We start from the raw sequence: 22,239 nt of genomic DNA, 5'->3' as shown, positions 1-22,239 counted from the left end.
TGAAGGGGACTTTACTAGCGCATGGACCAAGTCCCCTGAAGGGGATTTAGGGGTAAAGAGACTCCTTTTTTAAGCCACCAAACAAACAGGCTCCTTATGAATACGACAATCCCCACGTACACCCTCAGCAACGGCGTCACTATCCCGCAAATTGGCTTCGGCACCTGGCAAACACCCGATGGCGACACGGCGATTCGATCTGTGCAGGTTGCGCTCGAAGCCGGTTACCGACACATCGATACGGCAGCCGCGTATGGCAACGAAGCCAGTATCGGGCAGGCTATCGCCGATAGTGGTATCGACCGGTCGGAACTGTTCATCACTACCAAACTCTGGAACACGCAACGGGGCTACGACACGACGTTAAAGGCCTTCGATCAGTCGATGAACAAGCTGGGCCTCGATTACCTCGACCTGTACCTGATTCACTGGCCCGCCAATGCCAAGCAGTTCAGCGACCGGGAAACGATCAATGCTGATACATGGCGGGCGTTTGAGAAACTGTACAACGATGGTCGGATCAAGGCGATTGGTGTCAGTAACTTCCTGCCCCATCACCTCGACGCGCTGGCCAAAACGGCAACGGTTACGCCCATGGTTAATCAGATTGAGTATCACCCCGGTCAGCTACAAGCCGAGTCCGTCGACTATTGCAATGCCCACGACATTCTGGTTCAGGCCTGGTCGCCACTGGGAACGGGCAAGATGCTGGACGACGAAACGCTGACCGGCATCGCCAGCAACTACGGCAAATCGGTGGCGCAGGTATGTATCCGCTGGTGTTTGCAGAACGGAACGCTGCCCCTGCCCAAGTCGGTAACGCCCGAACGTATCCGCGAAAACCTCGACGTGCTGGACTTCACGCTGACGGATGCCGACATGCAGACGATCAATCAGTTGCCTTACATCGGCGGCTCGGGGCTGAACCCGGATACCATTTCGTTTTAGTCTATCTACGCCAAATAGCTGGTGAACCCGACAACGGCGTACCCAGCTATTTGGCGTATTTTTGACGCATGACCGCAACGCAACAACAAGACCAGCTACTGAACAATCTGGGTATTTCGGCGCTGAACCCGATGCAGGAAGCTGCCCGGACCAGTATTCGAATCGGCTTGGAGAAACTGAAAGAGATACAAAATTGACGTAGCACGCTAGCCCGCTTCGGCGTAGCGTGCGGTCAATCTTTCCAACCAACCGCCCGTACTGGCTTGGCCAAAGTTGACGAAGTTCGCTCAAGCCACATTTTCGTTAGGGTCACTACGTTCCTCGGCGTTCTTTGCTCAGGATGGAAGAGTCACTAATCATACCGTCCTGAGGTCATTAACAGCACTCAATTTCCAGCGAATGGCGTTCCAAAAATACCGACGGCCAACTCGATCCAGACAAGTGCGAATACCACCAGAATAGCTATCAGAATAACCGTCCGGTACTGCCCCTTCCGGGTATATCTCAGAGCAACTTCGCACAGAAGACCCGTGCCCAGCAGCAAAAAGCCGGCAACGACAAAGTCAAACAGCGACCAGTTCACTTCGTGCGTAAACTGCATAGCGGTGAACGGAATAAGCAACAGGAGTGGAACTGCGGCTAAGATGATAGCGAATCGTTTGTTCTGAGTAATCATGGCGTTTGCCTTTATTAAATTAAACCCACTTAAAGTACTTTGTTATTCAAAGTAAAGAAAGCTATTTTCAATTTTCAAGCGTTTTTTTCTGACAGCGTTTTCGACGGTTGATTTCGTTGGACCGGTCAAATCCAGTACGTTTGTTTTACACACTTACCAGACCAGATCGGGACTATCTATCGCTAGCCTATATCTTAGCCTCAACCTGCTTTATGATGACAACAACATCATTACCAATCAACGCGTCGAAGGCGCGCCTGGCTACCCAGCTGATTTTCTTTGTTTGCGGGCTGGGCATGGCCAGTTGGGCACCTATGGTCCCTTACGCCAAAGACCGGCTCGCCCTGAACGACGCTGATCTGGGCTTTTTATTACTGATGCTGGGGGCAGGAGCCATGGTGATGATGCCTACCTCAGGCTGGCTGGTTGGTCGTTTCGGGAGCTGCGTCGTCATCGCTGGTGCCGTACTAATCATGGCGCTTGCGCTGCCGTTGTTGTTGCTGCTTTCTTCCACAATTCCAATGGCGGTAGCTCTGTTTATCTTCGGTTCGGGCGTTGGTGCGGTTGACGTAGCTATGAACGCTCACGGTGTACAGGTGCAGAATTTATACGACAAACCCATCATGTCGTCCTTACACGGACTCTTCAGCGTGGGCGGCTTATTCGGCTCCCTTGGTTTGGGCTTTTTGATCAAGTTGGGGCTTAATCCCCTTTATGCCATCAGCAGCATTGCCGCGCTGATGATCCTTATCGCGATCACCCAGTACCGATACTTGTTCCCGGCCGATACAGAGCGACAAGTGGCGGCTAGGTTTGCGATCGTGGCGGAGCAGCCAACGCCGGGGAAGCAGCGATTCGGTTGGTTACAGAGCAGCGTTCTTTTTCTGGGAGTCATGTGTTTTGCTATTTTCCTGGCAGAAGGGGCCGTTCTCGACTGGAGCGCCATTTTTCTGCGGGACGTAAAAGGAATTGAGCCGGAGCTTGCCGGACTGGGTTACGCTGCTTTCTCCGTTGCTATGGCAACAATGCGGCTCGTTGGTGATAAGTTGGTCGCCCGACTGAACAGCAAGACCGTCGTGGTGGGTGGTAGTTTGCTGGGGTCCCTGGGTCTGCTTATCGCGATCCTGAGCCCCTGGGTATACGGTGCATTACTTGGTTTTGTGCTGCTGGGCTTTGGCGCAGCGAACATTGTACCGGTGTTTTTTAGCGCGGCCGGAAAACTACCCGACGTCTCCCCAACCGTTAGTCTGTCGGCGATCACGACCATTGGTTACACAGGTCTGTTGACGGGACCGGCTTTACTGGGCTTTATCGCCGAACAGTTTTCCTTATCCACCGCGCTGGGCTTCCTAGCCCTGCTGCTGGTCATCGTTGCCCTGGTTTACCGGGTGAAGCGATTCGACTAATCGTCACAGCGGATCGCACGAAAATCGACTTTCAGCATATCGAAGTTCCTCGTTTTGTGTTGTAGAAACGGCAGTTTGTATAGGCTGAACGAATGCAGGCGATAGACCTTTGTCTGTTAAATTCGTTACCATCAAACAACAGTTCGTTATGACACTCTCCGATTTTCGCACGCTTGGCCGCTCGGGTCTGGTTGTTAGTCCGCTTTGCCTGGGTACCATGACGTTCGGCACCCCGCGCTGGGGCTCATCCGACGATGTTTCCCGCGATATTTTCAACGCCTATGTGGATGCCGGCGGCAACTTCATCGACACCGCCGATGTCTATGCGCAGGGCCGTAGCGAAGAGCTGGTAGGCCGGTATATGGCCGAACGTAATTTACGCGACCAGCTCGTATTGGCCACCAAATTCAGTTTCAACACGCAGCCGGGAAACCCCCACGCAAGCGGTAACGGACGCAAGCACATTTACCAGGCGCTGGATAAATCGTTACGTCGGTTACAGACGGATTATGTCGATCTGTACTGGCTGCATGTCTGGGATATGGTTACCCCCATCGAAGAAGTGTTGCAAACGCTCGGCGACCTGGTTCGGGCCGGCAAAATCCGCTACTTCGGTTTTTCGGATATTCCCGCCTGGTACGCAGCCAAAGCAGCCACGCTGGCGTCGGCGTACAACATACCGGGCCCGATTGCCATGCAGCTCGAATATTCGCTTGTTGAACGTAGCATTGAGCGGGAGCACCTGCCTGCCGCCCGGGAATGTGGTCTCGGTGTTACGCCCTGGAGTCCGCTGGCAGCTGGCTTCCTGGCCGGTAAGTACAAACGGGAGCAAGAAGGCGCATCCGGGGAAGGACGGCTCAGTGGGGCCAATCCGTTTGGCAACCAAAAATTCACCGACCGCAACTGGCGTATTCTTGACGCCTTGCAAACAGTAGCTGGACAAGCCAATTACCCGCTGGCTCAGGTTGCACTGGCCTGGGCCTCGGCGCAGCCTAGCATTACGTCGCTTATTCTGGGAGCCAGCAAACTGGAGCAGTTACACGACAATCTGGCCTCCCTGGCCATTCAGCTTTCGTCCGAACAGGTACAGATTTTAAACGAAGCCAGTGCGCTCGAACCTGCCTTCCCCTACCCGATTTTCACGCCCGGAATCAACAAATCCATCTTCGGCGGCACCACGGTCCAGGGCTGGCAGTCACAGCACTAGTTCGTTTTGTATTGCAGAACCGTCGGTTTGTATAATCCTGCCCGCTGACCGTGTTACGACCTTTGTTCTGAAGATTATTAATTCTTAACAACGTATGAACACGATCAAACGAGTAGCCCTGGGTAGTCAGGGGCTGGAGGTACCCATCGAAGGACTGGGATGCATGGGCATGACGGGCGGAGTCAATGGTATGTCGGTGTACGGCGAAGCCGACGAAACCGAAAGTCTGGCGACTATTCATCGGGCTTTAGAATTAGGTATCAACCTGCTGGATACCGCTGACCTTTATGGGCCCATGAAAAACGAACGGCTGGTGGGCAAAGCCATTGCGGGTAAACGCGATCAGGTGATTCTGGCAACCAAGTTCGGGTTTGAAGTAGACGACAACGAGACCTTTACGGGTAAATTGAATGGCCACCCGGATTACGCCCGCAAGTCGATCGAACGCTCACTGCGGAATCTAAATACCGACTACATCGATCTGTATTACTTACACCGGATGGACCCGACCGTACCGATTGAAGACTCGGTCGGTGCAATGAGCCGCTTCGTGGAGGAAGGCAAGGTCCGGTACATCGGCCTGTCCGAAGTGTCGGCCGACGTATTGCGCCGGGCGCACGCCATTCACCCGATTACAGCGCTGCAAACCGAGTATTCACTCTTCGACCGGGGCGTAGAAGAAACGGGCGTTTTGCAGGCAACCCGCGACCTGGGCATCGGTTTCGTGGGGTACTCACCACTGGGACGGGGTTTTCTGTCGGGCGAGATCAAAACACCGGACGATTTCGAGCCGGACGATTCACGCCGATTCTTCCCACGCTACCAGGGTGAAAATTTCTACAAGAACCTGGCACTTGTAGAGAAGTTACAAGCGTTAGCCGATACGAAAGGGGTTTCCGCGGCTCAGCTGGCCCTCGCGTGGGTTTTGGCGCAGGACGTTGTTGCCATCCCCGGCACCAAACGTCGCAAATACCTGGAAGCGAACGTAGCGGCTGCCCGTATTACGTTGAGCGCCGACGAACGAACCGAACTGGAAGCCATTCTTCCCGTTGGTAGTGCAGTAGGCGCGGCTTATCCCGAAGGATTTTAAAAACCATATGAGCAGTTTAGTCGTAACGGCTAGACTGCTCATGGTTTAACGTTATATTCATAACCTTCTTTCAACAGACATGAAACCCTCCGCCCGCGATTTACCCGTTTTGCATACCGTATCGGACTACACCCGGTTTTACGGTCTACCCGCTCCAGCCCACCCACTGCTGACGCTGATCGACCTCTCGCAGTCGCGCAACTGGGAACGGGCCACAACGCCGGTCATGCAGGAAATGTACCTGGTCTCGCTAAAGAAAAACATAAAAGGCGGGCAGCTACAGTACGGCCATCAGACGTATGATTTCAGCGAGGGCGTTATGTCGTTCATCGCGCCAAGGCAGCTCTGCTGGGCATCGCCCGATATGGACGTTTCGGCCATGGAGGGCTGGATGCTGGTTATTCATCCCGACCTGCTGCTGAAGCATCCTTTACGGGAGCGGATTCTGAGTTACGGCTTTTTTTCATACCGCACTAGCGAAGCGTTGCACGTTTCGGCGCGGGAGGAAGCCGTGCTGAACAGTCTGGTGGCCAACCTGCGGGAAGAGATCAACCAGCCCGTCGATGCCTTTAGTCAGGACGTATTGGTTTCTCAGCTTGACGTACTGCTGACCTACGCCGACCGGTTCTATCACCGCCAGTTTCTGACCCGGCGCACGGCGGAGCACGATCTGTTAAGCCGGTTTGAGCAATCGCTGGCTGCCTATTTTGCGCAGTCGTCGGATGCAACCGAGCACCCACTGCCCACCGTGCAGCATTTTGCCGATGCTTTGAACGTATCGCCAGCTTATTTGAGTGATATGTTACGTACCCTGACTGGCCAGAACACGCAGCAACACATTCACCAGGCACTGATCGACAAGGCCAAGCACTTATTGCTTACTACCTCACTGTCGATCAACGAAACCGCCTACCAACTGGGCTTCGAGTACCCCCAATATTTCACCCGGTTGTTCAAAAACAAGACGGGCCTGACACCAGCCGCCTTTCGCTTATCAATGCAATAATGAGATAACCAGCGACACATTTCCGGGTATTGGTTAACATTCTTCGGGAAGCTGGGTTTCCCAGAAACGCTTAACGTTTCTGATTGATGACACTCCCCCCTGACCCTTGGACTGATCTGGCTGCCAGCCAGGACCCGGCCGCCAAAACCCTGGAAGCCCACGAACGACTCAATGCGCTTTACGGTATTCAGGATGTCTACGGCCGGGCTGATCCCATGCACGAGTTAATTGGAACCATTCTGTCGCACCGGACGACTCACGCCAATGAGGTAACGGCGTATCGTACTATGCGGGAGCGGTTTCCGATCTGGGAGCAGGTCCGTGATGCTCCCCTACCCGATCTGATCGACGCGATCAAAACGGCTAACTACCCCGAGGTTAAAGCGCCCTACATTCAGAACCTGCTCACGCATCTGTTTCAGGAGACCGGTGCCGCCAATATCGATTTTTTACGCGATCTCTCTACCGAGGATGCGATGAAGTGGCTGACGAATCTACCGGGTATTGGGCTCAAAACGGCAACGTTACTCCTGCTGTTTAATTTTCAGAAGCCCGTTCTGCCGGTCGATACGCACGTGCACCGCGTTACGCAGCGGCTGGGGCTGATTGGCCCGAAAGTAAGCGCCGAAAAAGCACACGGCCTGCTTTTGTCATACCTCCCCGCCGACCCGCTCGCGCTGTTCAACTTTCACAAGCACTTCTACTGGCATGGGCAACGGATCTGCACCTGGTATTACCCTAAATGCCAGGAATGTGTGCTCAGCGATATGTGCACGTTTTATCGGTCGGGTGGCCAGATGACGCTCAGCAGCACACCAAGCCGGGCTAAAGCACGGTAGAATAACAAGTAAGAATATTACCTCTTGATTATTAGGCTCATATGCGCATTTTTCTGTCATCCCGACGCAGCCGGGCGGCCGGTGCCGAGGGATCTTCGGTAACAGAAAAAATACCAACTGCCGAAGGTCCCTCGGCACCGGCCGCCCGGCTGCGTCGGGATGACAGAAAAAAGAATAGTATAACAGAACAATCACAAACTAGACCCGTATTTGTGGTCGTGGAGTTGTTTTGCCTGCTCTACCCATTTGTCGCCTTCAATACGGCCGGGGAAGAACTCGATAATCTCGTTGATTTGCCGGGCATCCTCTTTGGTGAAGCTGGCCACCTGCCGGAACGTGTAAATGCCCAGCCGATGTAATTTCCGTTCCAGGAAGGGGCCAACCCCAACAATGTCTTTCAGGTCATCGGCATCGGTGGGCGCGGCCCGGCCAATCCGGTCGAAGTTCAGTTCATCGGCGCGGGCTTCGATTCGATCCAGTACGATCATTTCCGAAGTTTCGCCCGGAACATCAGGCCGGGTAATGGGCGAAACCGGAGATGCCGGAGCGCCAATCGGCGGCTCCCCGACGACTACAGGCTCATCGGCATCAATCATGGCTGGTGTATCGGAGTGGCTCAGCGCGGGCTGCAGCGGATCGGCGGGTACGAACGTAGCGCTTGTTTCAGGGATCATTACCGACGCTCCCGATCCGGCAATGATCCCCGCGGCCGTATTTCCCTGACGAAACTCCGCCAATTCTTGTTTTTTGCGGGCAATGGCGGTACGTAGTGACCGCACACGTCCCGAAAACAGCCACCGTCCCAGGAGCCAGCCGATCAGCGCGGCCAGCGCCAGCAACAGGACCATTTCCAGAATTGCCGTGGTGGGATTGAGCGGGTCCATAGGCGTCATAATCGGGCGGGTTGAGATGAGTGCGTTGTAGAATTTATTTTTTGGTCAGTTCGGTTGCCTGGCTTACCCAGCGGTCACGGACGATCCGACCGGGAAAATACTCGATGATATCGTTCACCAGATCTTCGTCTTCCGGACTAAACCGGGCGATCTGCGCAAAGGTGTAGATACCAATGGTGTTCAGCTTCTTTTCCAGGAACGGACCCACGCCTGAAATTTTTTTCAGGTCATCGGCTTCAGTGGGCGTGGCCCGGCCAATCCGGTCGAAGTTCAGCGCCTGAGCCCGTACTGCAATCCGGTTCAGCGTATTGGTTTCTTCGTCGTCCGACGTGTTAACCAACCGCACCGGCCGATTCTGCCAGTCGATTAAGTCTGCCTCCACCCGGTCATGTTCTGCTTCAAGCTGCCGAATGGTCTGGCGCTGCGAAATGAGTCCAATAATAAAGCCCAGTATCATCGCCACCACCAGCATGGCGAAATGCTGCATGGGTGCGTCAGTCAAATTGAGCGGGTTTAAATCAAACATACTGGCTACGTATTAAACGACTTTCTATTGAACGACTACCGATACCCGCCGGTTGGCCTTGCGGCCTTCGCGGGTGTCGTTTGAATATTTGGGATCTTTCTCCCCCTTGGCAACTACTGTAATCTGATCGGTCCGGATGCCAGATTTGCGTAATTTCTGCTTTACGCTATTGGCCCGTTCGCGGGACAGGCGCTGATTAACATCGCTGGGGCCAGCGTTGTCGGTATACCCGGTTACCAACAGTTTCCTGTTTTTGTGTTTTCTCAGGTATCCCGACGCTTCTTTGAAGAATTTCTTTGTTTCGCCCGTGTTGATGTAGTTGGCCTCGTTTAGTGGAAAATAAAGACTGATCGGCGTAAACACTGAGGTGTATTTCTCCGCGGCAGCCAGTCCTTCTTCGGTTTTGGGAATAGGACCGGTAACGGGTTTTTCCTTAACGGAGGCCGACTCTGCTTTTAGCTTTTCTTTTTTCTCAGTTGTTTTCTCCGGCTTCTCCGCGACAGCGTTCTCTGCGACAGTTTTCTCTGCGACAGTTTTCTCTGCGACGCTGTTCTCCTCGACAGTCAGGTCAGTCAGTACCGTATCGGTGGACGCAGTTGTGTTTGTGGTAGGTTCGCTGCCGCCAAACGCAAAGGCCAGCCCCCATAGAGGGAGTCGCTCCTGGGCGTTACGGTAATAATCCCCGGCTGCGATTCGTCGGCTACCAGACCCTTGGTTGTCAGCACTTTGGGCGCAACTCCCTGCTGAATCAGATACTGCCTGATCGCTTCCGCCCTGGCCAGGCCCAGATTTGCCAGGGGCGTCGTATTTTTTTCTTCCGTCAAATAATACCCCGTAATGGTCAGTGTACGGCCTGGGTTGGCTTTCAGGTACGTTGTCAGCGAATCGAGCGATCCCATCAGCGTGTTCATGCTGGCGTTGGCCTCCGACTGGGCAAAGCTGAAATTACCCGGCAGGTCAAGTTGAAAGCGCGCACCGTCGCTGATAAGCAGGGGTGGAATTCGGATCGACTCGGCTGGCATCGTCCCGACTACCGCAGCAGGTTCTTCAGCATCGGCGCAGAGTTGTTTGATCTTGCAGACGTGCCACCAGGTTGCTCCGGCGATCCAGCCGATAAGTAAAACGATCCAGGGGGTTTTGTGAGCGAGCATGACCTAGGCTAAATATAGGAACGAACGATGAGCGTACTTAACAGTTACCAAAATGAACCCGATTCGGGCCGGGAAGGTTGGCCAAAATTACGGGAGACGTGGCGAAAAGCAAGTTCAGCCGCTTTCGCAGACTAGCCACCGGCTCATAAAACGCCACAAAGTGAGCGACAATCGCCCGGAAGCCCCCGCCCGTTGTTAACTTGCCTGCTGATACAACCTCATGACATAGGCGGACCTGTTCTGCCACACAACACATGTTAATCGACTTACGCAGCGATACCGTAACGCAACCCACGCCCGCCATGCGCGAGGCTATGTTCTCCGCCGAACTAGGGGACGATGTACTGGGCGACGACCCGACCGTTAACGCCCTCGAAGCCAAAGCAGCCGCCCTGTTTGGCATGGAGGCCGCCCTGTTCTGCGCGTCGGGCACGATGACCAATCAGCTCGCCATCCGGACCCACTGCCGCCCCGGCGACGACGTGATCTGCGACTATCTCTCCCACGTTTATCAGTACGAAGGCGGTGGCATTTCGGTGAATGCCCTGGCCTCGGTCAGTCTGCCCAAAGGGGAGCGGGGAAAGTTAAGACCGGACCTGATCCGGGAATACATTTACAATCCTACGGATCCGCACAAACCCCTGTCGCGGTTAGTGGTTATCGAGAACACGGTTAACAAAGGGGGCGGCTGCTATTACACCGTTCCCGAGATTGCGGCTATCCGACAGGTGTGCGACGAACACGGCCTGATCCTGCATCTCGACGGCGCCCGCCTGTTCAACGCCCTGGTCGAAACGGGTGAACCGACCGAAGCGTACGGGCAGCTCTTTCATTCCATCAGCATCTGCCTCTCCAAAGGGTTGGGCTGCCCGGTTGGATCGCTGCTGCTAGGCTCCGCTGATTTTATTCGGCAGGCACGCCGGTTCCGCAAACTTATGGGTGGAGGCTGGCGGCAGGCGGGATTCCTGGCCGCTGCCGGTATTTACGCGCTGGACCATCATGTCGACCGACTGAAAATTGATCATGCCCGGGCCCGTAAGATTGGTCAGATCCTGGAGCAGGTTCCCGAGGTCGAATCGATCCTGCCCATCGACACCAACATTGTCATTTTCCAGCTTCCCGAAACCATCCTGGCAACGGATTATGTTAGTAAACTGGAAACGATGGGCATCCGCGGTGTCGCGTTTGGCAAACACCAGGTCCGTTTTGTGACGCACCTGGACCTGACCGATGAGCATGTCGACCAGCTTGCTACGTTGCTCATTTCCTAGCGATGGAATCACGCAACCACAAGCCGGCTCTTCCGCTTATCTGGCCCCAGGTTTTTCGTTTGTATTCCGGAAATTGCCATGAGCGGCCTGATTGCCTTTACAGGAACAGGAGCCGCGTTTCTTTTTGTCTATTACAACCAGCAGCGAAAAGCAAAGAACTAACGTATGCATATACAGACCAGACCTTTACAGAAGGAAGATTACCATGACCTCAAAGAGGCCATGATTGAAGTGTATAGCGGCATTGGCGGTGACTATTGGCAGAAGAGCAACATCGTTAAACTGCTCAATATTTTCCCCGAAGGCCAGTTCTGCGTGGAGGTAGACGGTAAAGTGGTAGCCTGTGCGCTGGCCATCCGGGTTAAATACAGCGACTTTGGCGATAACCATACATATGCCCAGATTACTGGCAACTATACCTTCAAGACCCATAGCGATGACGGCGATTACATGTACGGCATCGAAGTGTTCGTTCACCCGGAGTACCGCGACCTGCGTTTGGGACGGCGGCTGTACGACGCCCGGAAAGAGGTATGTGAGCAGCTAAACCTGAAGGGTATTCTGGCAGGAGGCCGCATACCGAACTATAGCAAATACGCCGATGAGCTGACCCCTCGCGAGTACATCGCGAAGGTGAAACAAAAAGAGATTTACGATCCAACACTGACGTTTCAGCTTTCCAACGATTTCCACGTTCGGAAAGTCCTGCGGGGTTATCTGCCCGGCGATACGGAGTCGAAAGAATACGCCACTCTGCTGGAGTGGATCAATATCTACTACGTCGACGAAAAAGATAAGAAGCCGCACACCGATTCCATTATCCGGATTGGCGTGATTCAGTGGCAGATGCGGCTGTTCAAGAACTTAACCGCGTTTCTGGAACAGGTCGAGTTCTATGTCAACGCCGTGAGCGACTACCGGGCCGATTTCATGGTGCTGCCCGAGTTTTTCAATACGCCCCTCATGGCCGATTTCAATGATCTACCGGAGCCGGTCGCCATTCGAAAACTGGCCGACTATACCGAACCGGTGCGCGAAAAACTCTGTGAACTGGCTATTTCCTACAATGTCAACATCGTGGGGGGCTCGATGCCGCTCGTTGATGAGGACGGGAAGCTCTATAACGTAGCCTACCTCTGCCGCCGGGATGGATCGTGGGAAGAGTACCGTAAGATTCACATCACCCCGAACGAAGTAAAACACTACGGTATGGTGGGCGGCAACGAAATCCGGGCGTTCGACACCGATTGCGGTAAGGTCGGCATGGTGATCTGCTACGACGTCGAATTCCCCGAGCTGGGCCGGATTCTGGCGCAGCAGGGCATGCAGATTCTGTTCGTGCCGTTCCTGACGGATACGCAGAACGGTTACTCGCGGGTCCGGCACTGCGCCCAGGCGCGGGCCATCGAGAACGAGTGTTACGTAGCGATTTCAGGCTGCGTAGGCAACCTGCCCCGCGTGCAGAACATGGACATTAACTACGCGCAGTCGGCGGTGTTTACCCCCTCCGATTTCCAGTTTCCGACCAACGCCGTCAAGGCCGAAGCAACAACCAACACCGAAATGGTACTGATCGCTGACGTGGACCTAAGCCTGTTGAAAGAACTGCACGAGCAGGGTTCCGTTCAGGTGCTCAAAGACCGTCGGACGGACCTATACGACGTAAAAGTTAAGAAAATGGCCCGCAAAGCGGCCGAGCGCAAAGCTGATCCGGAGAATAGTCCAGAGCAGGTAGCACCGGTCATTGTCGTGGCGCAGTAGTTTAGATTTGTTTAATAAGAAAGCCGAAAACTGGCCAGTTTTCGGCTTTCTTATTTCAGCGCAGCACCTCCGCGACCAGGATACCCAGGTACGTGCCGATGGCATTGCCCAACGTTCCAACCAGCACGGCGGGCAGTTGTAGATCGGCCCGGTTCAGACTGCGGGCCAACGCCAGCGCGGAGGTCGCCCCCCCAACGTTCGCCTGAGAAACAATACTCAGCACGTCCCAGTCCTGCCGCAGCAACGCCCCTATACCGAACAGGATCAGGGCATGAGTCAGTACCAGCACCAGAATAATACCAAATAACACGATGGCCAGCTGACCGTCATGCAGCAGGGCGGCTACGTCGCAGTAAGCACCAATCACGGCTAGGAAAATGTATATCCCGAACAGACCCAGCAGGCGACTCCCGCGCAAACGGTTGACTACACGGAATTGCGCCAGAATTAAGGCAAAGGTTGTCAGTATCAGTACAAATGGAAGGGTAGGTAACAACGCCGTCAGTTGCTGCGAAAAAAAAATTGCCCCAAAACCCAGCGCCAGCAGAATACCCAGATCACTCGGGTTCACGGTTTCAGCGTCCGAGAAGGGATCAGCAACGGCGATAGGTTTCTGCGACGGTATATCGCCCGCCGACGAGGCCGTCTTCACAGCCATCGTGGAAACAGTGGCCAGCTGACGCGGAAACCGGCGCTGCAGCAGGCGGGGCAGACTCAGCGTAACGACCATCCAGAGCGCGGTTACAATGTTGTCGGCCGCTGTGGCTGCCACAAATAAATTACCAGCCTTTGACACCTTGTAGTGAAGGGCAACCGCATTGAAGTTAATACTGCCGCCAATGTAGGTACCGGTAAACATCCCCGCCAGCGCATAGAACAGCTCACCAACGGTTTGGGGGGCCGAAAAAGCCCAGACGCTTACGAACGTACCAACAACAGTTCCCACGGCACCCACCAGAAACATAAGCAGCATGGGTAACCCCGCCTGGCGCACATCGTTCAGATTGACACCCAACAGCAGCAGAAACAGCGAAAACGGGGCAAGGTAGTTGAAGATTCCGTCGTAAACGAGCGTTTCGGTTGTGGGAATCAGACCAAGATTAGCTTCCAGCGCGGTCAGCAGAATGACCAGCAACGCAGTGCCGATGTGCCCGAAACCTGGCTTTTTAGCCAGCCATTCACAGGTAACGACGTTCAGGCAGAGAATTGCCAGAATAAGGGTAGAATCAGTCACAGGATCAGGTTGTTTCCCGGAAGATAAGCAGACAACAGCTAGCCGCAAGACATCAAGCCTAGGAATTGCGGCCGTAGCACCCGGTTTTTCTTTTTTTGCCTAAGAATTTCATTTCCGAAACTTTTCATCGTTCATAACTGTAACCTATATAATTACAGTTATGAACGGACGCTTTGCTATATCGCTGCATATTTTGACGCTGCTCACGCAGGCCGACGGCGCGTGGCTCTCGTCCGATTATCTGGCGGGTAGCATCAACATCAACCCGGTGCTGGTTCGCAAGGAGCTCAGCAATCTGCGCAAGCGTGGCCTGGTTATTAGTCGGGAAGGGAAAAATGGCGGTAGTACGCTGGCGAAACCCGCCGAGCAGATTTTGTTGTCAGATGTGTTTCAGGCTACGCACGAGGGTGCTTTTTTAGGTAAAGCCCGAAATAGCCCCAACCCGGACTGCCCCGTTGGCCGCCAGATCAATCAACACCTGAGTTCGCTCTATGCTGAGGCCGAACGGGCGTTGCTGAATCAACTGGGCACCAAGACGCTTGCTGATTTTTACCAGCAGTTCGGTTAATTTTTTTGCCCAAAACTGTAACAAAATTTATTACAATTTTCACTTACTAATTACAATCAAGCTATGAAACTCGCCATTATTGGAGCCTCCGGATTTGTTGGTTCAGCTCTGCTCAACGAAGCCTTACACCGTGGTCACGACGTAACAGCTATTGTCCGTCATCCCGAAAAAATCACCACCAGCGATTCAAAACTGTCAACAAAAGCAGTTGATGTTTCGAGCGTAGATGAGTTAGCCACAGTTCTGACGGGTCACGACGCCGTACTGAGCGCTTACAACGCGGGTTGGACGAACCCAAATCTCTACGACGATTTCCTGAACAACTCAAAAGCGATTGAAGCAGCCACCGAACAATCGGGTGTCAAGCGCCTGCTGGTAGTGGGTGGAGCCGGTAGCCTAGAAGTAGCACCGGGCGTACAACTGGTGGATACGCCCCAGTTTCCGGCGGATTGGAAAACGGGCGCTACGTCCGCCCGCGACTACCTGACCAGCCTGCGGCAGAACACGACACTGGACTGGACCTTTCTGAGTCCAGCGATCATGTTGCAGCCCGGCGACCGTACCGGTACATTCCGGCTGGGTACGGATCATCCCGTTTTCAACGATAAAGGCGAAAGCAGTATATCGGTGAATGATCTGGCCGTGGCCGTACTCGACGAGATCGAACAGCCCCAGTTTATCCAACAGCGCTTTACGCTGGGGTATTAATCCGTCATTATAATCGATCCCCGTTTGCAAGTTATCGACGCAAACGGGGATTGGTGTTTTTGACGGGTCTGTTTAACAGGTTATCCGCTTCAGCAACACCCACTGATGGAGCGGGGCAATAAACTGTGGCTGAACCGAAGTTCGGTTTTAAACAACATCCGGCCCCACTTGTTCTTTCCTGAAAGGTTGTCGGATGTGCGTCCCCCGCTGGTGAATCGATCCGACAGCAGGTTGGCCAATGTTTACTTCGTTATCGCTCCCCGTTTTATTACTGATTTTTAGTATCGCAGCTGCCATTGTCTGGAAAGCAGGCATTGCCCTGTCCGACACGACCGACGTACTCGACAAACGCTTCAACCTGGGCGAAGCGCTGGGCGGCACGATTGTTCTGGCTATCGTAACGAACCTACCCGAGATTGCCATTACCATCAGCGCGGCTATGAGCAACAAAGTTGAACTGGCGGTCGGGAATATTTTAGGCGGTATCGCCCTGCAAACGGTCGTACTGGTTATACTCGATGCCGTCGGGATTGGTAAGCAGAACACGCTTACGGCGGAGCAGTCGTCGTTGGTCCCGGTTCTGGAAGGGGCGCTGGTTGTTACTATGCTCACGCTCGTCGTGATGGGTCACCAGTTACCCGGTGACCTCGGGTTTGCTCGGCTTACACCAGACAGCGTGCTTTTGCTGGGTGCGTGGGTAGCTGGCGTATGGCTTGTTGGCAAAGCGCACAAAGGTCTGGCCTGGCAGACAACGTTGCCCGCACCGTCCCCGAAGAAGAAACCGTCGGACGACGACAAACGTAGCACGGGCAAATCGTTATTGATCTTTGGCCTTGCGGCACTGGCGACGCTGGCGGGTGGTGTGGCCCTGGAAGAAAGTGGCGACGCCATGTCGAAACAACTGGGTATGGACGGCGTTATTTTCGGGGCAACCGTACTGGCAGCTGCTACGTCACTCCCCGAAGTTTCGACGGGTCTGGCCTCTGTCAGAAACAAAGATTACACCCTGGCCATCAGCGATATCTTTGGTGGCAATGCATTTCTGCCCGTGCTGTTGGTACTGGCAACCGTCATTTCGGGCAAACCGGTGCTCCCCACGGCCCAGAAAAGCGATATTTATTTGACCGGGCTGGGTATACTGGTTACCATTCCGTACTTATACGGTGCGCTGTTTCGCCCCAAACGCCAGATCGCCCGGATGGGTCTCGATTCGTTCGTCGTGCTGGTCATCTACCTCGTCGGTGCAGCCGGGCTGTTCATAATTGCGAAGTAGAAACACCCCGCCTCAACCTCTCCCCGCCGAGAAGCTAACCCTATAGAGATTTAACGTGGTGTAATTAACTGACATTATGATCAGGCTTTACACCCCTAACTCCCCTGAAGGGAACTTGTCTTCTACTCAAAGAAGTCTCCTTCAGGGGAGTTAGGGGTAGCGCAGTGGCGTATTTCTACCGGTTGGCGTTCCAGACCAGAATCGTGCAGCCGCTGGGGCTGGTAGCGTGGTGTTCCGTCCCGACGGGGTAATACAGATAGGCCCCCGCCCTGAATTCCCGGCCGTTCTCCACCTGCGGATCGACATACACCCCATCGACCACGAACACCTCATCGGGTACCGCGTGTGCATGAACCGGAAATTCCCGCCCAGCCCCGATACGGATCAGCGTCCGTTTTTCGCCCGGCAAACTCCGCAACATGCATTTTTCTACGCCCTCCGTCACCGTCTGCCACGGCAGGTCCGACGCGTTTACAGATTCAATTGTGTTCATAGATTTTTGATAGTTCGCAACCATAACGAACGTCACGAGCGGATAATTCGAGCCAGTCAATGACTTCACTTGTGATGCTCAAACCGACTTCGTGCTGACGGGAGAAGTTAAGCAGATTGGCAACCGATTAAGGAATAGGCCATTAAGCCTCGCCTGACCACCTCACCAGCAATCGGTATCGCGTTCACCTCATTTTTTCCGTACAGAATGAACTCGAAAACGGGATTCTGCGTGTGCTCAACGTATCAGGTTGCGTTTTGCCCGGCAGCAGTCCAACCGACGATAGGCAGTCACCGGAGCTGATGATGCTTCTGACGAATCCGGCTCAGCGTTTCCCGCGTCACGCCCAGGTACGACGCCACCATATGCAGGGGCACGCGCCGAAAGACGGTGGGGTTTTCAGCAACAAACGCGTTGTATTTTTCCTCGGCCGAGTGGCTGATGTTGCTGAAAATCCGCTGCAGGCTTTTGTTGTGGCTCTCGTCTTTTAGCCTGTCCGAAAACGCCCTGAACGCGGGCATAGCCGCAAACAGTTCGTTCATCGTTTCCTTCGTCCACAGCAGTAACGTAGTATCTTCCAGGGCCTCGATGTAGCAGTGAGACGGTGTTTCGGTCGTGTAGCTTTCGTGGTCGATCGCCCACTGGTTCTCAGCGGAAAACCGCATCACCGATTCCGTCCCATCCTGTCCGACCCGGTAAACCCGCAGCAATCCAGTGAGCACAAACAGTTTATGGCGGCATACGTCTCCGGCACAAAGCACCGGCTGGCGCTTCCGCACGGTTAGCGAGGTGGCGCAACTCCGTACGCGCAGGATGTCGTCGTCGGTAAGCTGGGTTTGCGCGCGCAGGTAGTGCTCGAACTGATTCATGATTCACCTAAATCGTTTGTTGCGTAAACAGCAAATCGCGGCAGATGGTGCGCACGCTTCCCGCTGCTGCCCCCACTGCTACTTGTGACAAATGTCCTCGCGCCGGGGCCAGTGATTACGACATTTTTGCATCGAAAATTAAACGTAACCGATCTCAACTCAACTTATCATGCGCGTTTTTCTTACGGGAGCTTCCGGGTTTGTTGGCTCTGCTATTGTTCAGGAATTAATCCGTGCTGGTCATCAGGTCGTTGGACTGGTCCGCTCCGAATCGTCGGCCAAAGCCCTGACTCAGGCGGGGGGCGAACCGTTTATGGGCGACCTTGGCGACATCGACGGACTAAAGCGTGGAGCCGATGCGGCCGATGCCGTTATCCATACTGCCTTTACCCACGACTTCGCCAACTTTGCCGCTGCAGCCGCTGCGGATAAGCAAGTCATCGAAGCAGTTGGTAAAACGCTCGCGGGCTCAAACCGCCCGCTCATTACCACGGGTGGTTTGCTGGGCATAAAGCCCGGCAACGGTGATCTGATCACGGAAGACGATGCGTCGACTTCGCCGGTACGCCTGTCGGAAGCGGCTACCATGGCGCAGACCGCGTTGGGCGTGCGAACGTCGGTGATCCGGCTGGCGCCGTCGGTGCATGGCACTGGTGACCACGGCTTTATAGCGACGCTCATCAACATTGCCCGTACCAAAGGCGTTTCTGCCTACATCGGTGAGGGCACGAACCGCTGGCCCGGCGTACACCGACTCGACGCGGCCCGCTTGTATCGGTTGGTATTGGAAAACGGAACGGCTGGTAGCCGCTACAACGGAACGGCCGAAACGGGGCTGCCCCTACGGCAGATTGCAGAACTGATCGGTGAACGCCTGAATCTGCCCGTCGTGTCGATAGACCCCGACGAAGCAGCCAGTCATTTCGGCTGGATGGCGCTGTTCGCCCGTATGGATGCCCCTTCGTCAAATCAGCAGACGCGGGACCGGCTGGGCTGGGAACCTACCCACCCCGACTTACGCAACGATCTTAACGCGGGTTTTTATTTCGAGCAGTAAGTCGGGTAGCAGACAGGGCGGGTACACGATGTCGATTGTGTACCCGCCCTGTTGTGTTCTCAAGGTCTGTCGCGCCCAACGAATCTGTTTTTCCCGAGCAGAAAACCAATAGCCTTCTCTATGTTTTCCGCCAGCCGTTCTTCTGACTTTAATTTAGCGAGGTAACGCACGATTTCTTTCTGCATCGACGGGCTGAGTTTATTAAAAACCGCTTTTGCTTCGGGGGCTTTGTCCAGCGCAGCCAGCCATGCCGGGGGAGCAGTTATCGTTCGGTCAACCGGATCATGAGCTATCGTAAGCACAACGACTTCGCCGATGCGCCGGGGCGAATTTTTCAGCATCAGGGTATTGATGTATAACCGCCAGGCTCCTTTAAAGCGCACCAGCGTCTGCGTGTACGGCTTGCCATTGAGTGCCCCGCAGATTGGGATAGCGCCCCTGGTTTTACCCGCCTGCCTGCATAGCTCCGCCAGCACGTCGTCGGGTACCGTCACAAACGGGTTTACCCCAATGATGTCGATTTGTGCGTTAAAGGTCAGCAGCTGATTGTCAGGGTGCATATGGCTTACCAATCGTCAATTTATCACCGGATAAATCAGCTTCGAACAGCCGTGGGACGCGAATGGTACGGCCGTTTATTCCTTTATGGCTGTGCGCCGACAAGAGTAATTTACCATCGAACGTACGGAACAGCATACCATGGCCGATGTTGGGGGGCGTAATGGGTTCTTTTTCCTGCAGCCACGGCCCATCCAGCGTACCGCTTTCTGAATAAGCTACGCCCTGCGTGTATACATCGTAGATCCAGCTCGTCCAGAGCATTCCCAGCCGACCCGTTTTAGTCACGAACAGGAAAGGGCCATCGGTGACTTTATTCGGCCGATCGTGGCCGGTCGCGTCTTTCTCGCGGCTCCAGGGCGAATCACTGGCGCGGAACAGCAGTTTACCCGTCCCGATGCTCCCGCTCAGGTCCGGCTTCAATTCGATTTTCTCGATCGTACCGTTTCCATTCTGTAGCCATTCGTAGCAATATACCATGTACGGCTTCCCGTCTTTGTCGACCCAGTAGGTACCGTCCAGCGTAGGTTTGTCGGGGGGCAGGTAAGTGGCGTCGCGCATCGGTACGTACGGACCACCGGGTTTGTCGCTGACGAGTACATGGCTGGCCCGGCGTTCGATGACGTTTTGTCCGACCGTATCGATCTTGACAGCCCGGTTGGTAAACGTCGCAAAATAATAGTACTTGCTTTTGACGTTGTGCAGTTCGGCGGCCCAGATCATTGGTTTCGGCCCCATCCACGAGTTCGGGTCTGTCTGCGCAATTGCATACGGGCCCTCCCACCGTTTCAGATCGGGACTTTTCCAGAGCATCCCGCCCGTACCGGTCATGTAATACGTGTTCGTTTTTTTGTCGGCCAGAATAAACGGGTCGCTCAGCCGAATCGAATCCAGCGGCACGTTCTTACGGAACGTAGGCACTCTATTCTCCTGCGCGTTGACTAATCTTACGCAGAGCAGCAACGCCACGAGCCAGCTTCTTAATCTCATACAACAACATCGTCAATTGATGACCGAATCCCGCGTGGTTCGGCCATATAGCTGTAAAGGACAAGAGAACACTTTTTACCCGCTGGGCTACCTGACCGCTTCCCAAACTTCCAGCGGACGGTCGGTCGACATCACGTCGGCCCCGTTGTCAGCAAATTTTTTATAGACCTGATTGCCTTTGGCGGCCGCCTGTTTGTCGAGGTTACCCAGCGTACCGAGAATACAGGCAATTCCTTTCTGATGCAGAAATGTGTACAGTTCAGCATCCGGCTCCTTAACGCCGACGAATGCTACCATCCGGTTATCAGGAATGCCCAGCTCATGCAGACGGTCATACTCCGACCGGTTGCGAATTGTAACCGAAATCATCAGGTTCGGGTCGAGCTTGTGCAGTTTGGCTGCGTCCTGGGCGTTGTAGGTAATGACCGCTACGTAGCCACTGGCGCCCGTTTTGTGCACCATGTCGACTACTTTCTCGAACGATACGTTCCGCTTGACATCCAGCGTAAACGTGACTTTATTTTTTCCCCAGCGCAGTACGTCTTCCAGGGTCGGTATTTTGTAGGGCGTTACGTTGCCCATGTTATCCTCCAGCCGGACCGGCGCCAGTTCGGCGTAGGTTTTCTCGATGAGCTTGCCCGTGCCGGTCGTCGTGCGGTCCAGGGTTGCGTCGTGCATCATCACCATCACGCTGTCTTTGGTCAGGTCGATGTCGCACTCGATAATGACAGGCTCCTTCGGGGTACCGATCTGCCGGGCCATGTACTGAAACGACTCGATGCAGTTTTCGGGATAGCCTTTCAGGTCACCCCCACCCCGGTGCACCGATATTTTAGCGCGCTGACCGGCTGTGTACTTAAAGTAATCATACGCCCCACCCGTTGCCGTACGGGTATTCATTTTGGGCGAACAGGCAGCTATCGAGAGCGCCAGCAGACCAGCAACCATGCAGTTTTTCATCAGGCAAAACTAACAAAAGTTTTGCCTGACGGGCACGGCTATACCTCACTCCCGGTTTTTACTTTAGCTTACTGAGCGGTTCGAACCGGACGGCATTCTTTCGGATCAGATAACCGCCAATGGCTGTCGTTATCGACGTAGCGACTACAACAATTGGCCAGAACTGCCCCATTGGTAAGGTACGAGTAAATGTTTCGGCCCAGAAAGCGGCATACAGCCCCACCACCGACCAGTTCATAAAGTAATAATGCCAGATCAGCCAGTCGCGAACGCGGTGACGAAATACAGCCGGCACCATCCCGCCCAGGATCGAAACCGAGCTAAAAACAGCCAGAATATGAAAGGAGCCGAACGTGCCGAACAGGCGATAAATCATAAGGGCCGTTCCGTTCAGGACAACCATACTGGCTACGTAGACGTACCCCGCCCGTTTGTGGAATACCCCGCCTTTTGCGTTGAGCAGAACCATTGACCCGGTTATTACGGCAAGCAGAGCAGAAATAAGGTGGAGAAGACCGATTGGTGAGTGTGCCATGACGACTGAATAAGTCTGTTGATGGGATAAAGCTAAGCGGCTCCCGGAGGCTCCCCTACCTTATTTCGACGGATCCGGCTTCGTATGGTGTAAACCTGGTCTGGGCCGCGACAGAACTGGAACGCAGTAAACCGTTCAACCCGCCCCTGCTTTTATATATTTTAGTTGGAGAACTTACGCTTTCGTTTGTCGGTTGTTTTAATAAAGTGCATCTCCAATA

25 protein-coding genes are annotated in these 22,239 nt (G+C 54.3%); 13 read left to right on the top strand and 12 right to left on the bottom strand.

Going from position 1 to position 22,239, the window contains the following annotated elements; all coding sequences use genetic code 11:
* Positions 1 to 96: 96 nt before the first annotated feature.
* Positions 97 to 948, top strand: a complete 852-nt coding sequence (locus tag HU175_RS14205; protein ID WP_176567227.1) for an aldo/keto reductase — start codon at positions 97 to 99, stop codon at positions 946 to 948.
* Between the two features lie 68 nt (positions 949 to 1,016).
* Complete coding sequence (locus tag HU175_RS24960; protein WP_255432965.1) at positions 1,017 to 1,145, top strand: hypothetical protein; 129 nt, start codon at positions 1,017 to 1,019, stop codon at positions 1,143 to 1,145.
* 188 nt (positions 1,146 to 1,333) lie between these two features.
* Here the strand turns inward: HU175_RS24960 and HU175_RS14200 are convergent, their stop codons facing one another.
* On the bottom strand, positions 1,334 to 1,624 hold the full coding sequence (locus HU175_RS14200) for a hypothetical protein (protein WP_176567226.1): 291 nt from the start codon (positions 1,622 to 1,624) through the stop codon (positions 1,334 to 1,336).
* A gap of 212 nt (positions 1,625 to 1,836) precedes the next feature.
* On the opposite strand from HU175_RS14200, the gene HU175_RS14195 reads away from it, so the two are divergent.
* From HU175_RS14195 to HU175_RS14175, 5 genes are all read left to right on the top strand, one after another.
* Complete coding sequence (locus HU175_RS14195; protein WP_317167738.1) at positions 1,837 to 3,030, top strand: MFS transporter; 1,194 nt, start codon at positions 1,837 to 1,839, stop codon at positions 3,028 to 3,030.
* A gap of 148 nt (positions 3,031 to 3,178) precedes the next feature.
* Complete coding sequence (locus HU175_RS14190; RefSeq protein WP_176567225.1) at positions 3,179 to 4,237, top strand: aldo/keto reductase; 1,059 nt, start codon at positions 3,179 to 3,181, stop codon at positions 4,235 to 4,237.
* A gap of 94 nt (positions 4,238 to 4,331) precedes the next feature.
* Complete coding sequence (locus HU175_RS14185) at positions 4,332 to 5,327, top strand: aldo/keto reductase (protein WP_176567224.1); 996 nt, start codon at positions 4,332 to 4,334, stop codon at positions 5,325 to 5,327.
* A 79-nt stretch (positions 5,328 to 5,406) separates the two neighbouring features.
* Positions 5,407 to 6,333 carry a helix-turn-helix domain-containing protein gene (locus HU175_RS14180; RefSeq protein ID WP_176567223.1) on the top strand — a complete coding sequence of 309 codons (927 nt, stop codon included), beginning with the start codon at positions 5,407 to 5,409 and terminating at the stop codon, positions 6,331 to 6,333.
* An 86-nt stretch (positions 6,334 to 6,419) separates the two neighbouring features.
* The gene (locus HU175_RS14175; protein ID WP_176567222.1) at positions 6,420 to 7,172 is read left to right on the top strand and encodes an endonuclease III domain-containing protein; all 753 of its coding nucleotides are present in this window, start codon (positions 6,420 to 6,422) and stop codon (positions 7,170 to 7,172) included.
* A gap of 191 nt (positions 7,173 to 7,363) precedes the next feature.
* Here HU175_RS14175 and HU175_RS14170 read toward each other — a convergent pair whose 3' ends face one another.
* The 4 genes from HU175_RS14170 to HU175_RS24840 all read right to left on the bottom strand — a co-directional run bounded on the left by HU175_RS14170 (position 7,364) and on the right by HU175_RS24840 (position 9,742).
* Complete coding sequence (locus HU175_RS14170) at positions 7,364 to 8,065, bottom strand: hypothetical protein (protein ID WP_176567221.1); 702 nt, start codon at positions 8,063 to 8,065, stop codon at positions 7,364 to 7,366.
* A gap of 34 nt (positions 8,066 to 8,099) precedes the next feature.
* Entirely contained in the window at positions 8,100 to 8,591 is a 492-nt protein-coding gene (locus HU175_RS14165; protein WP_176567220.1) for a hypothetical protein, read from the bottom strand.
* Positions 8,592 to 8,615: 24 nt separating this feature from the next.
* Complete coding sequence (locus tag HU175_RS24845) at positions 8,616 to 8,954, bottom strand: OmpA family protein (protein ID WP_228724163.1); 339 nt, start codon at positions 8,952 to 8,954, stop codon at positions 8,616 to 8,618.
* Between the two features lie 209 nt (positions 8,955 to 9,163).
* Complete coding sequence (locus HU175_RS24840; RefSeq protein WP_228724162.1) at positions 9,164 to 9,742, bottom strand: OmpA family protein; 579 nt, start codon at positions 9,740 to 9,742, stop codon at positions 9,164 to 9,166.
* A gap of 254 nt (positions 9,743 to 9,996) precedes the next feature.
* Between HU175_RS24840 and HU175_RS14155 the strand changes: the two genes are divergently transcribed.
* Positions 9,997 to 11,013, top strand: a complete 1,017-nt coding sequence (locus HU175_RS14155) for a threonine aldolase family protein (protein ID WP_176567219.1) — start codon at positions 9,997 to 9,999, stop codon at positions 11,011 to 11,013.
* 165 nt (positions 11,014 to 11,178) lie between these two features.
* Positions 11,179 to 12,774 (top strand): carbon-nitrogen hydrolase family protein, encoded by a 1,596-nt coding sequence (locus HU175_RS14150; RefSeq protein WP_176567218.1) that lies wholly within the window; start codon positions 11,179 to 11,181, stop codon positions 12,772 to 12,774.
* A gap of 55 nt (positions 12,775 to 12,829) precedes the next feature.
* On the opposite strand, the gene HU175_RS14145 is transcribed toward HU175_RS14150, so the two are convergent.
* The gene (locus HU175_RS14145) at positions 12,830 to 14,008 is read right to left on the bottom strand and encodes a DUF819 domain-containing protein (protein ID WP_176567217.1); all 1,179 of its coding nucleotides are present in this window, start codon (positions 14,006 to 14,008) and stop codon (positions 12,830 to 12,832) included.
* A gap of 160 nt (positions 14,009 to 14,168) precedes the next feature.
* On the opposite strand from HU175_RS14145, the gene HU175_RS14140 reads away from it, so the two are divergent.
* The 3 genes from HU175_RS14140 (at position 14,169) to HU175_RS14130 (ending at position 16,557) form a co-directional block, all read left to right on the top strand.
* A complete protein-coding gene (locus tag HU175_RS14140; protein WP_176567216.1) occupies positions 14,169 to 14,576 on the top strand; it encodes an Rrf2 family transcriptional regulator in 408 nt (135 codons plus the stop codon).
* Between the two features lie 63 nt (positions 14,577 to 14,639).
* Entirely contained in the window at positions 14,640 to 15,284 is a 645-nt protein-coding gene (locus HU175_RS14135; RefSeq protein ID WP_176567215.1) for an NAD(P)-dependent oxidoreductase, read from the top strand.
* Positions 15,285 to 15,522: 238 nt separating this feature from the next.
* Positions 15,523 to 16,557, top strand: coding sequence for a sodium:calcium antiporter (locus tag HU175_RS14130; RefSeq protein ID WP_176567214.1), 1,035 nt, complete (start codon positions 15,523 to 15,525; stop codon positions 16,555 to 16,557).
* A 175-nt stretch (positions 16,558 to 16,732) separates the two neighbouring features.
* Here the strand turns inward: HU175_RS14130 and HU175_RS14125 are convergent, their stop codons facing one another.
* Positions 16,733 to 17,050 (bottom strand): cupin domain-containing protein, encoded by a 318-nt coding sequence (locus HU175_RS14125; RefSeq protein WP_176567213.1) that lies wholly within the window; start codon positions 17,048 to 17,050, stop codon positions 16,733 to 16,735.
* Positions 17,051 to 17,340: 290 nt separating this feature from the next.
* Positions 17,341 to 17,919 carry a Crp/Fnr family transcriptional regulator gene (locus HU175_RS14120; RefSeq protein WP_176567212.1) on the bottom strand — a complete coding sequence of 193 codons (579 nt, stop codon included), beginning with the start codon at positions 17,917 to 17,919 and terminating at the stop codon, positions 17,341 to 17,343.
* Positions 17,920 to 18,088: 169 nt separating this feature from the next.
* On the opposite strand from HU175_RS14120, the gene HU175_RS14115 reads away from it, so the two are divergent.
* Positions 18,089 to 18,976 (top strand): SDR family oxidoreductase, encoded by an 888-nt coding sequence (locus HU175_RS14115; RefSeq protein ID WP_176567211.1) that lies wholly within the window; start codon positions 18,089 to 18,091, stop codon positions 18,974 to 18,976.
* Between the two features lie 59 nt (positions 18,977 to 19,035).
* Here HU175_RS14115 and HU175_RS14110 read toward each other — a convergent pair whose 3' ends face one another.
* From HU175_RS14110 to HU175_RS14095, 4 genes are all read right to left on the bottom strand, one after another.
* On the bottom strand, positions 19,036 to 19,536 hold the full coding sequence (locus HU175_RS14110; RefSeq protein WP_176567210.1) for a YdeI/OmpD-associated family protein: 501 nt from the start codon (positions 19,534 to 19,536) through the stop codon (positions 19,036 to 19,038).
* Positions 19,526 to 20,524 (bottom strand): glycoside hydrolase family 43 protein, encoded by a 999-nt coding sequence (locus HU175_RS14105; RefSeq protein WP_176567209.1) that lies wholly within the window; start codon positions 20,522 to 20,524, stop codon positions 19,526 to 19,528. The genes HU175_RS14110 and HU175_RS14105 overlap by 11 nt, the downstream gene beginning before the upstream one ends.
* A gap of 87 nt (positions 20,525 to 20,611) precedes the next feature.
* A complete protein-coding gene (locus HU175_RS14100; protein ID WP_176567208.1) occupies positions 20,612 to 21,484 on the bottom strand; it encodes a glycerophosphodiester phosphodiesterase family protein in 873 nt (290 codons plus the stop codon).
* 58 nt (positions 21,485 to 21,542) lie between these two features.
* Complete coding sequence (locus HU175_RS14095) at positions 21,543 to 22,019, bottom strand: DUF2306 domain-containing protein (protein ID WP_176567207.1); 477 nt, start codon at positions 22,017 to 22,019, stop codon at positions 21,543 to 21,545.
* Between the last annotated feature and the right edge of the window lie 220 nt (positions 22,020 to 22,239).

The organism is Spirosoma sp. KUDC1026 (assembly GCF_013375035.1).
Taxonomy (GTDB): Bacteria; Bacteroidota; Bacteroidia; order Cytophagales; family Spirosomataceae; genus Spirosoma.
This window is presented reverse-complemented; position numbering and strand designations above follow the sequence as displayed.

Excerpts from the sequence above, each read along its gene's own strand:
- HU175_RS14175 (WP_176567222.1), top strand. The coding sequence starts at position 6,420 with ATGACACTCCCCCCTGACCCTTGGACTGATCTGGCTGCCAGCCAGGAC.
- HU175_RS14130 (WP_176567214.1), top strand. The coding sequence starts at position 15,523 with ATGTTTACTTCGTTATCGCTCCCCGTTTTATTACTGATTTTTAGTATC.
- HU175_RS14140 (WP_176567216.1), top strand. The coding sequence starts at position 14,169 with ATGAACGGACGCTTTGCTATATCGCTGCATATTTTGACGCTGCTCACG.
- HU175_RS14135 (WP_176567215.1), top strand. The coding sequence starts at position 14,640 with ATGAAACTCGCCATTATTGGAGCCTCCGGATTTGTTGGTTCAGCTCTG.
- HU175_RS14205 (WP_176567227.1), top strand. The coding sequence starts at position 97 with ATGAATACGACAATCCCCACGTACACCCTCAGCAACGGCGTCACTATC.
- HU175_RS14180 (WP_176567223.1), top strand. The coding sequence starts at position 5,407 with ATGAAACCCTCCGCCCGCGATTTACCCGTTTTGCATACCGTATCGGAC.
- HU175_RS14110 (WP_176567210.1), bottom strand. The coding sequence starts at position 19,536 with ATGCACCCTGACAATCAGCTGCTGACCTTTAACGCACAAATCGACATC.
- HU175_RS14195 (WP_317167738.1), top strand. The coding sequence starts at position 1,837 with ATGATGACAACAACATCATTACCAATCAACGCGTCGAAGGCGCGCCTG.
- HU175_RS14170 (WP_176567221.1), bottom strand. The coding sequence starts at position 8,065 with ATGACGCCTATGGACCCGCTCAATCCCACCACGGCAATTCTGGAAATG.
- HU175_RS14120 (WP_176567212.1), bottom strand. The coding sequence starts at position 17,919 with ATGAATCAGTTCGAGCACTACCTGCGCGCGCAAACCCAGCTTACCGAC.
- HU175_RS14095 (WP_176567207.1), bottom strand. The coding sequence starts at position 22,019 with ATGGCACACTCACCAATCGGTCTTCTCCACCTTATTTCTGCTCTGCTT.
- HU175_RS14200 (WP_176567226.1), bottom strand. The coding sequence starts at position 1,624 with ATGATTACTCAGAACAAACGATTCGCTATCATCTTAGCCGCAGTTCCA.
- HU175_RS24960 (WP_255432965.1), top strand. The coding sequence starts at position 1,017 with ATGACCGCAACGCAACAACAAGACCAGCTACTGAACAATCTGGGTATT.
- HU175_RS14125 (WP_176567213.1), bottom strand. The coding sequence starts at position 17,050 with ATGAACACAATTGAATCTGTAAACGCGTCGGACCTGCCGTGGCAGACG.
- HU175_RS14165 (WP_176567220.1), bottom strand. The coding sequence starts at position 8,591 with ATGTTTGATTTAAACCCGCTCAATTTGACTGACGCACCCATGCAGCAT.
- HU175_RS14100 (WP_176567208.1), bottom strand. The coding sequence starts at position 21,484 with ATGAAAAACTGCATGGTTGCTGGTCTGCTGGCGCTCTCGATAGCTGCC.
- HU175_RS14150 (WP_176567218.1), top strand. The coding sequence starts at position 11,179 with ATGCATATACAGACCAGACCTTTACAGAAGGAAGATTACCATGACCTC.
- HU175_RS14155 (WP_176567219.1), top strand. The coding sequence starts at position 9,997 with ATGTTAATCGACTTACGCAGCGATACCGTAACGCAACCCACGCCCGCC.
- HU175_RS14115 (WP_176567211.1), top strand. The coding sequence starts at position 18,089 with ATGCGCGTTTTTCTTACGGGAGCTTCCGGGTTTGTTGGCTCTGCTATT.
- HU175_RS14105 (WP_176567209.1), bottom strand. The coding sequence starts at position 20,524 with ATGAGATTAAGAAGCTGGCTCGTGGCGTTGCTGCTCTGCGTAAGATTA.
- HU175_RS14185 (WP_176567224.1), top strand. The coding sequence starts at position 4,332 with ATGAACACGATCAAACGAGTAGCCCTGGGTAGTCAGGGGCTGGAGGTA.
- HU175_RS14190 (WP_176567225.1), top strand. The coding sequence starts at position 3,179 with ATGACACTCTCCGATTTTCGCACGCTTGGCCGCTCGGGTCTGGTTGTT.
- HU175_RS24840 (WP_228724162.1), bottom strand. The coding sequence starts at position 9,742 with ATGCTCGCTCACAAAACCCCCTGGATCGTTTTACTTATCGGCTGGATC.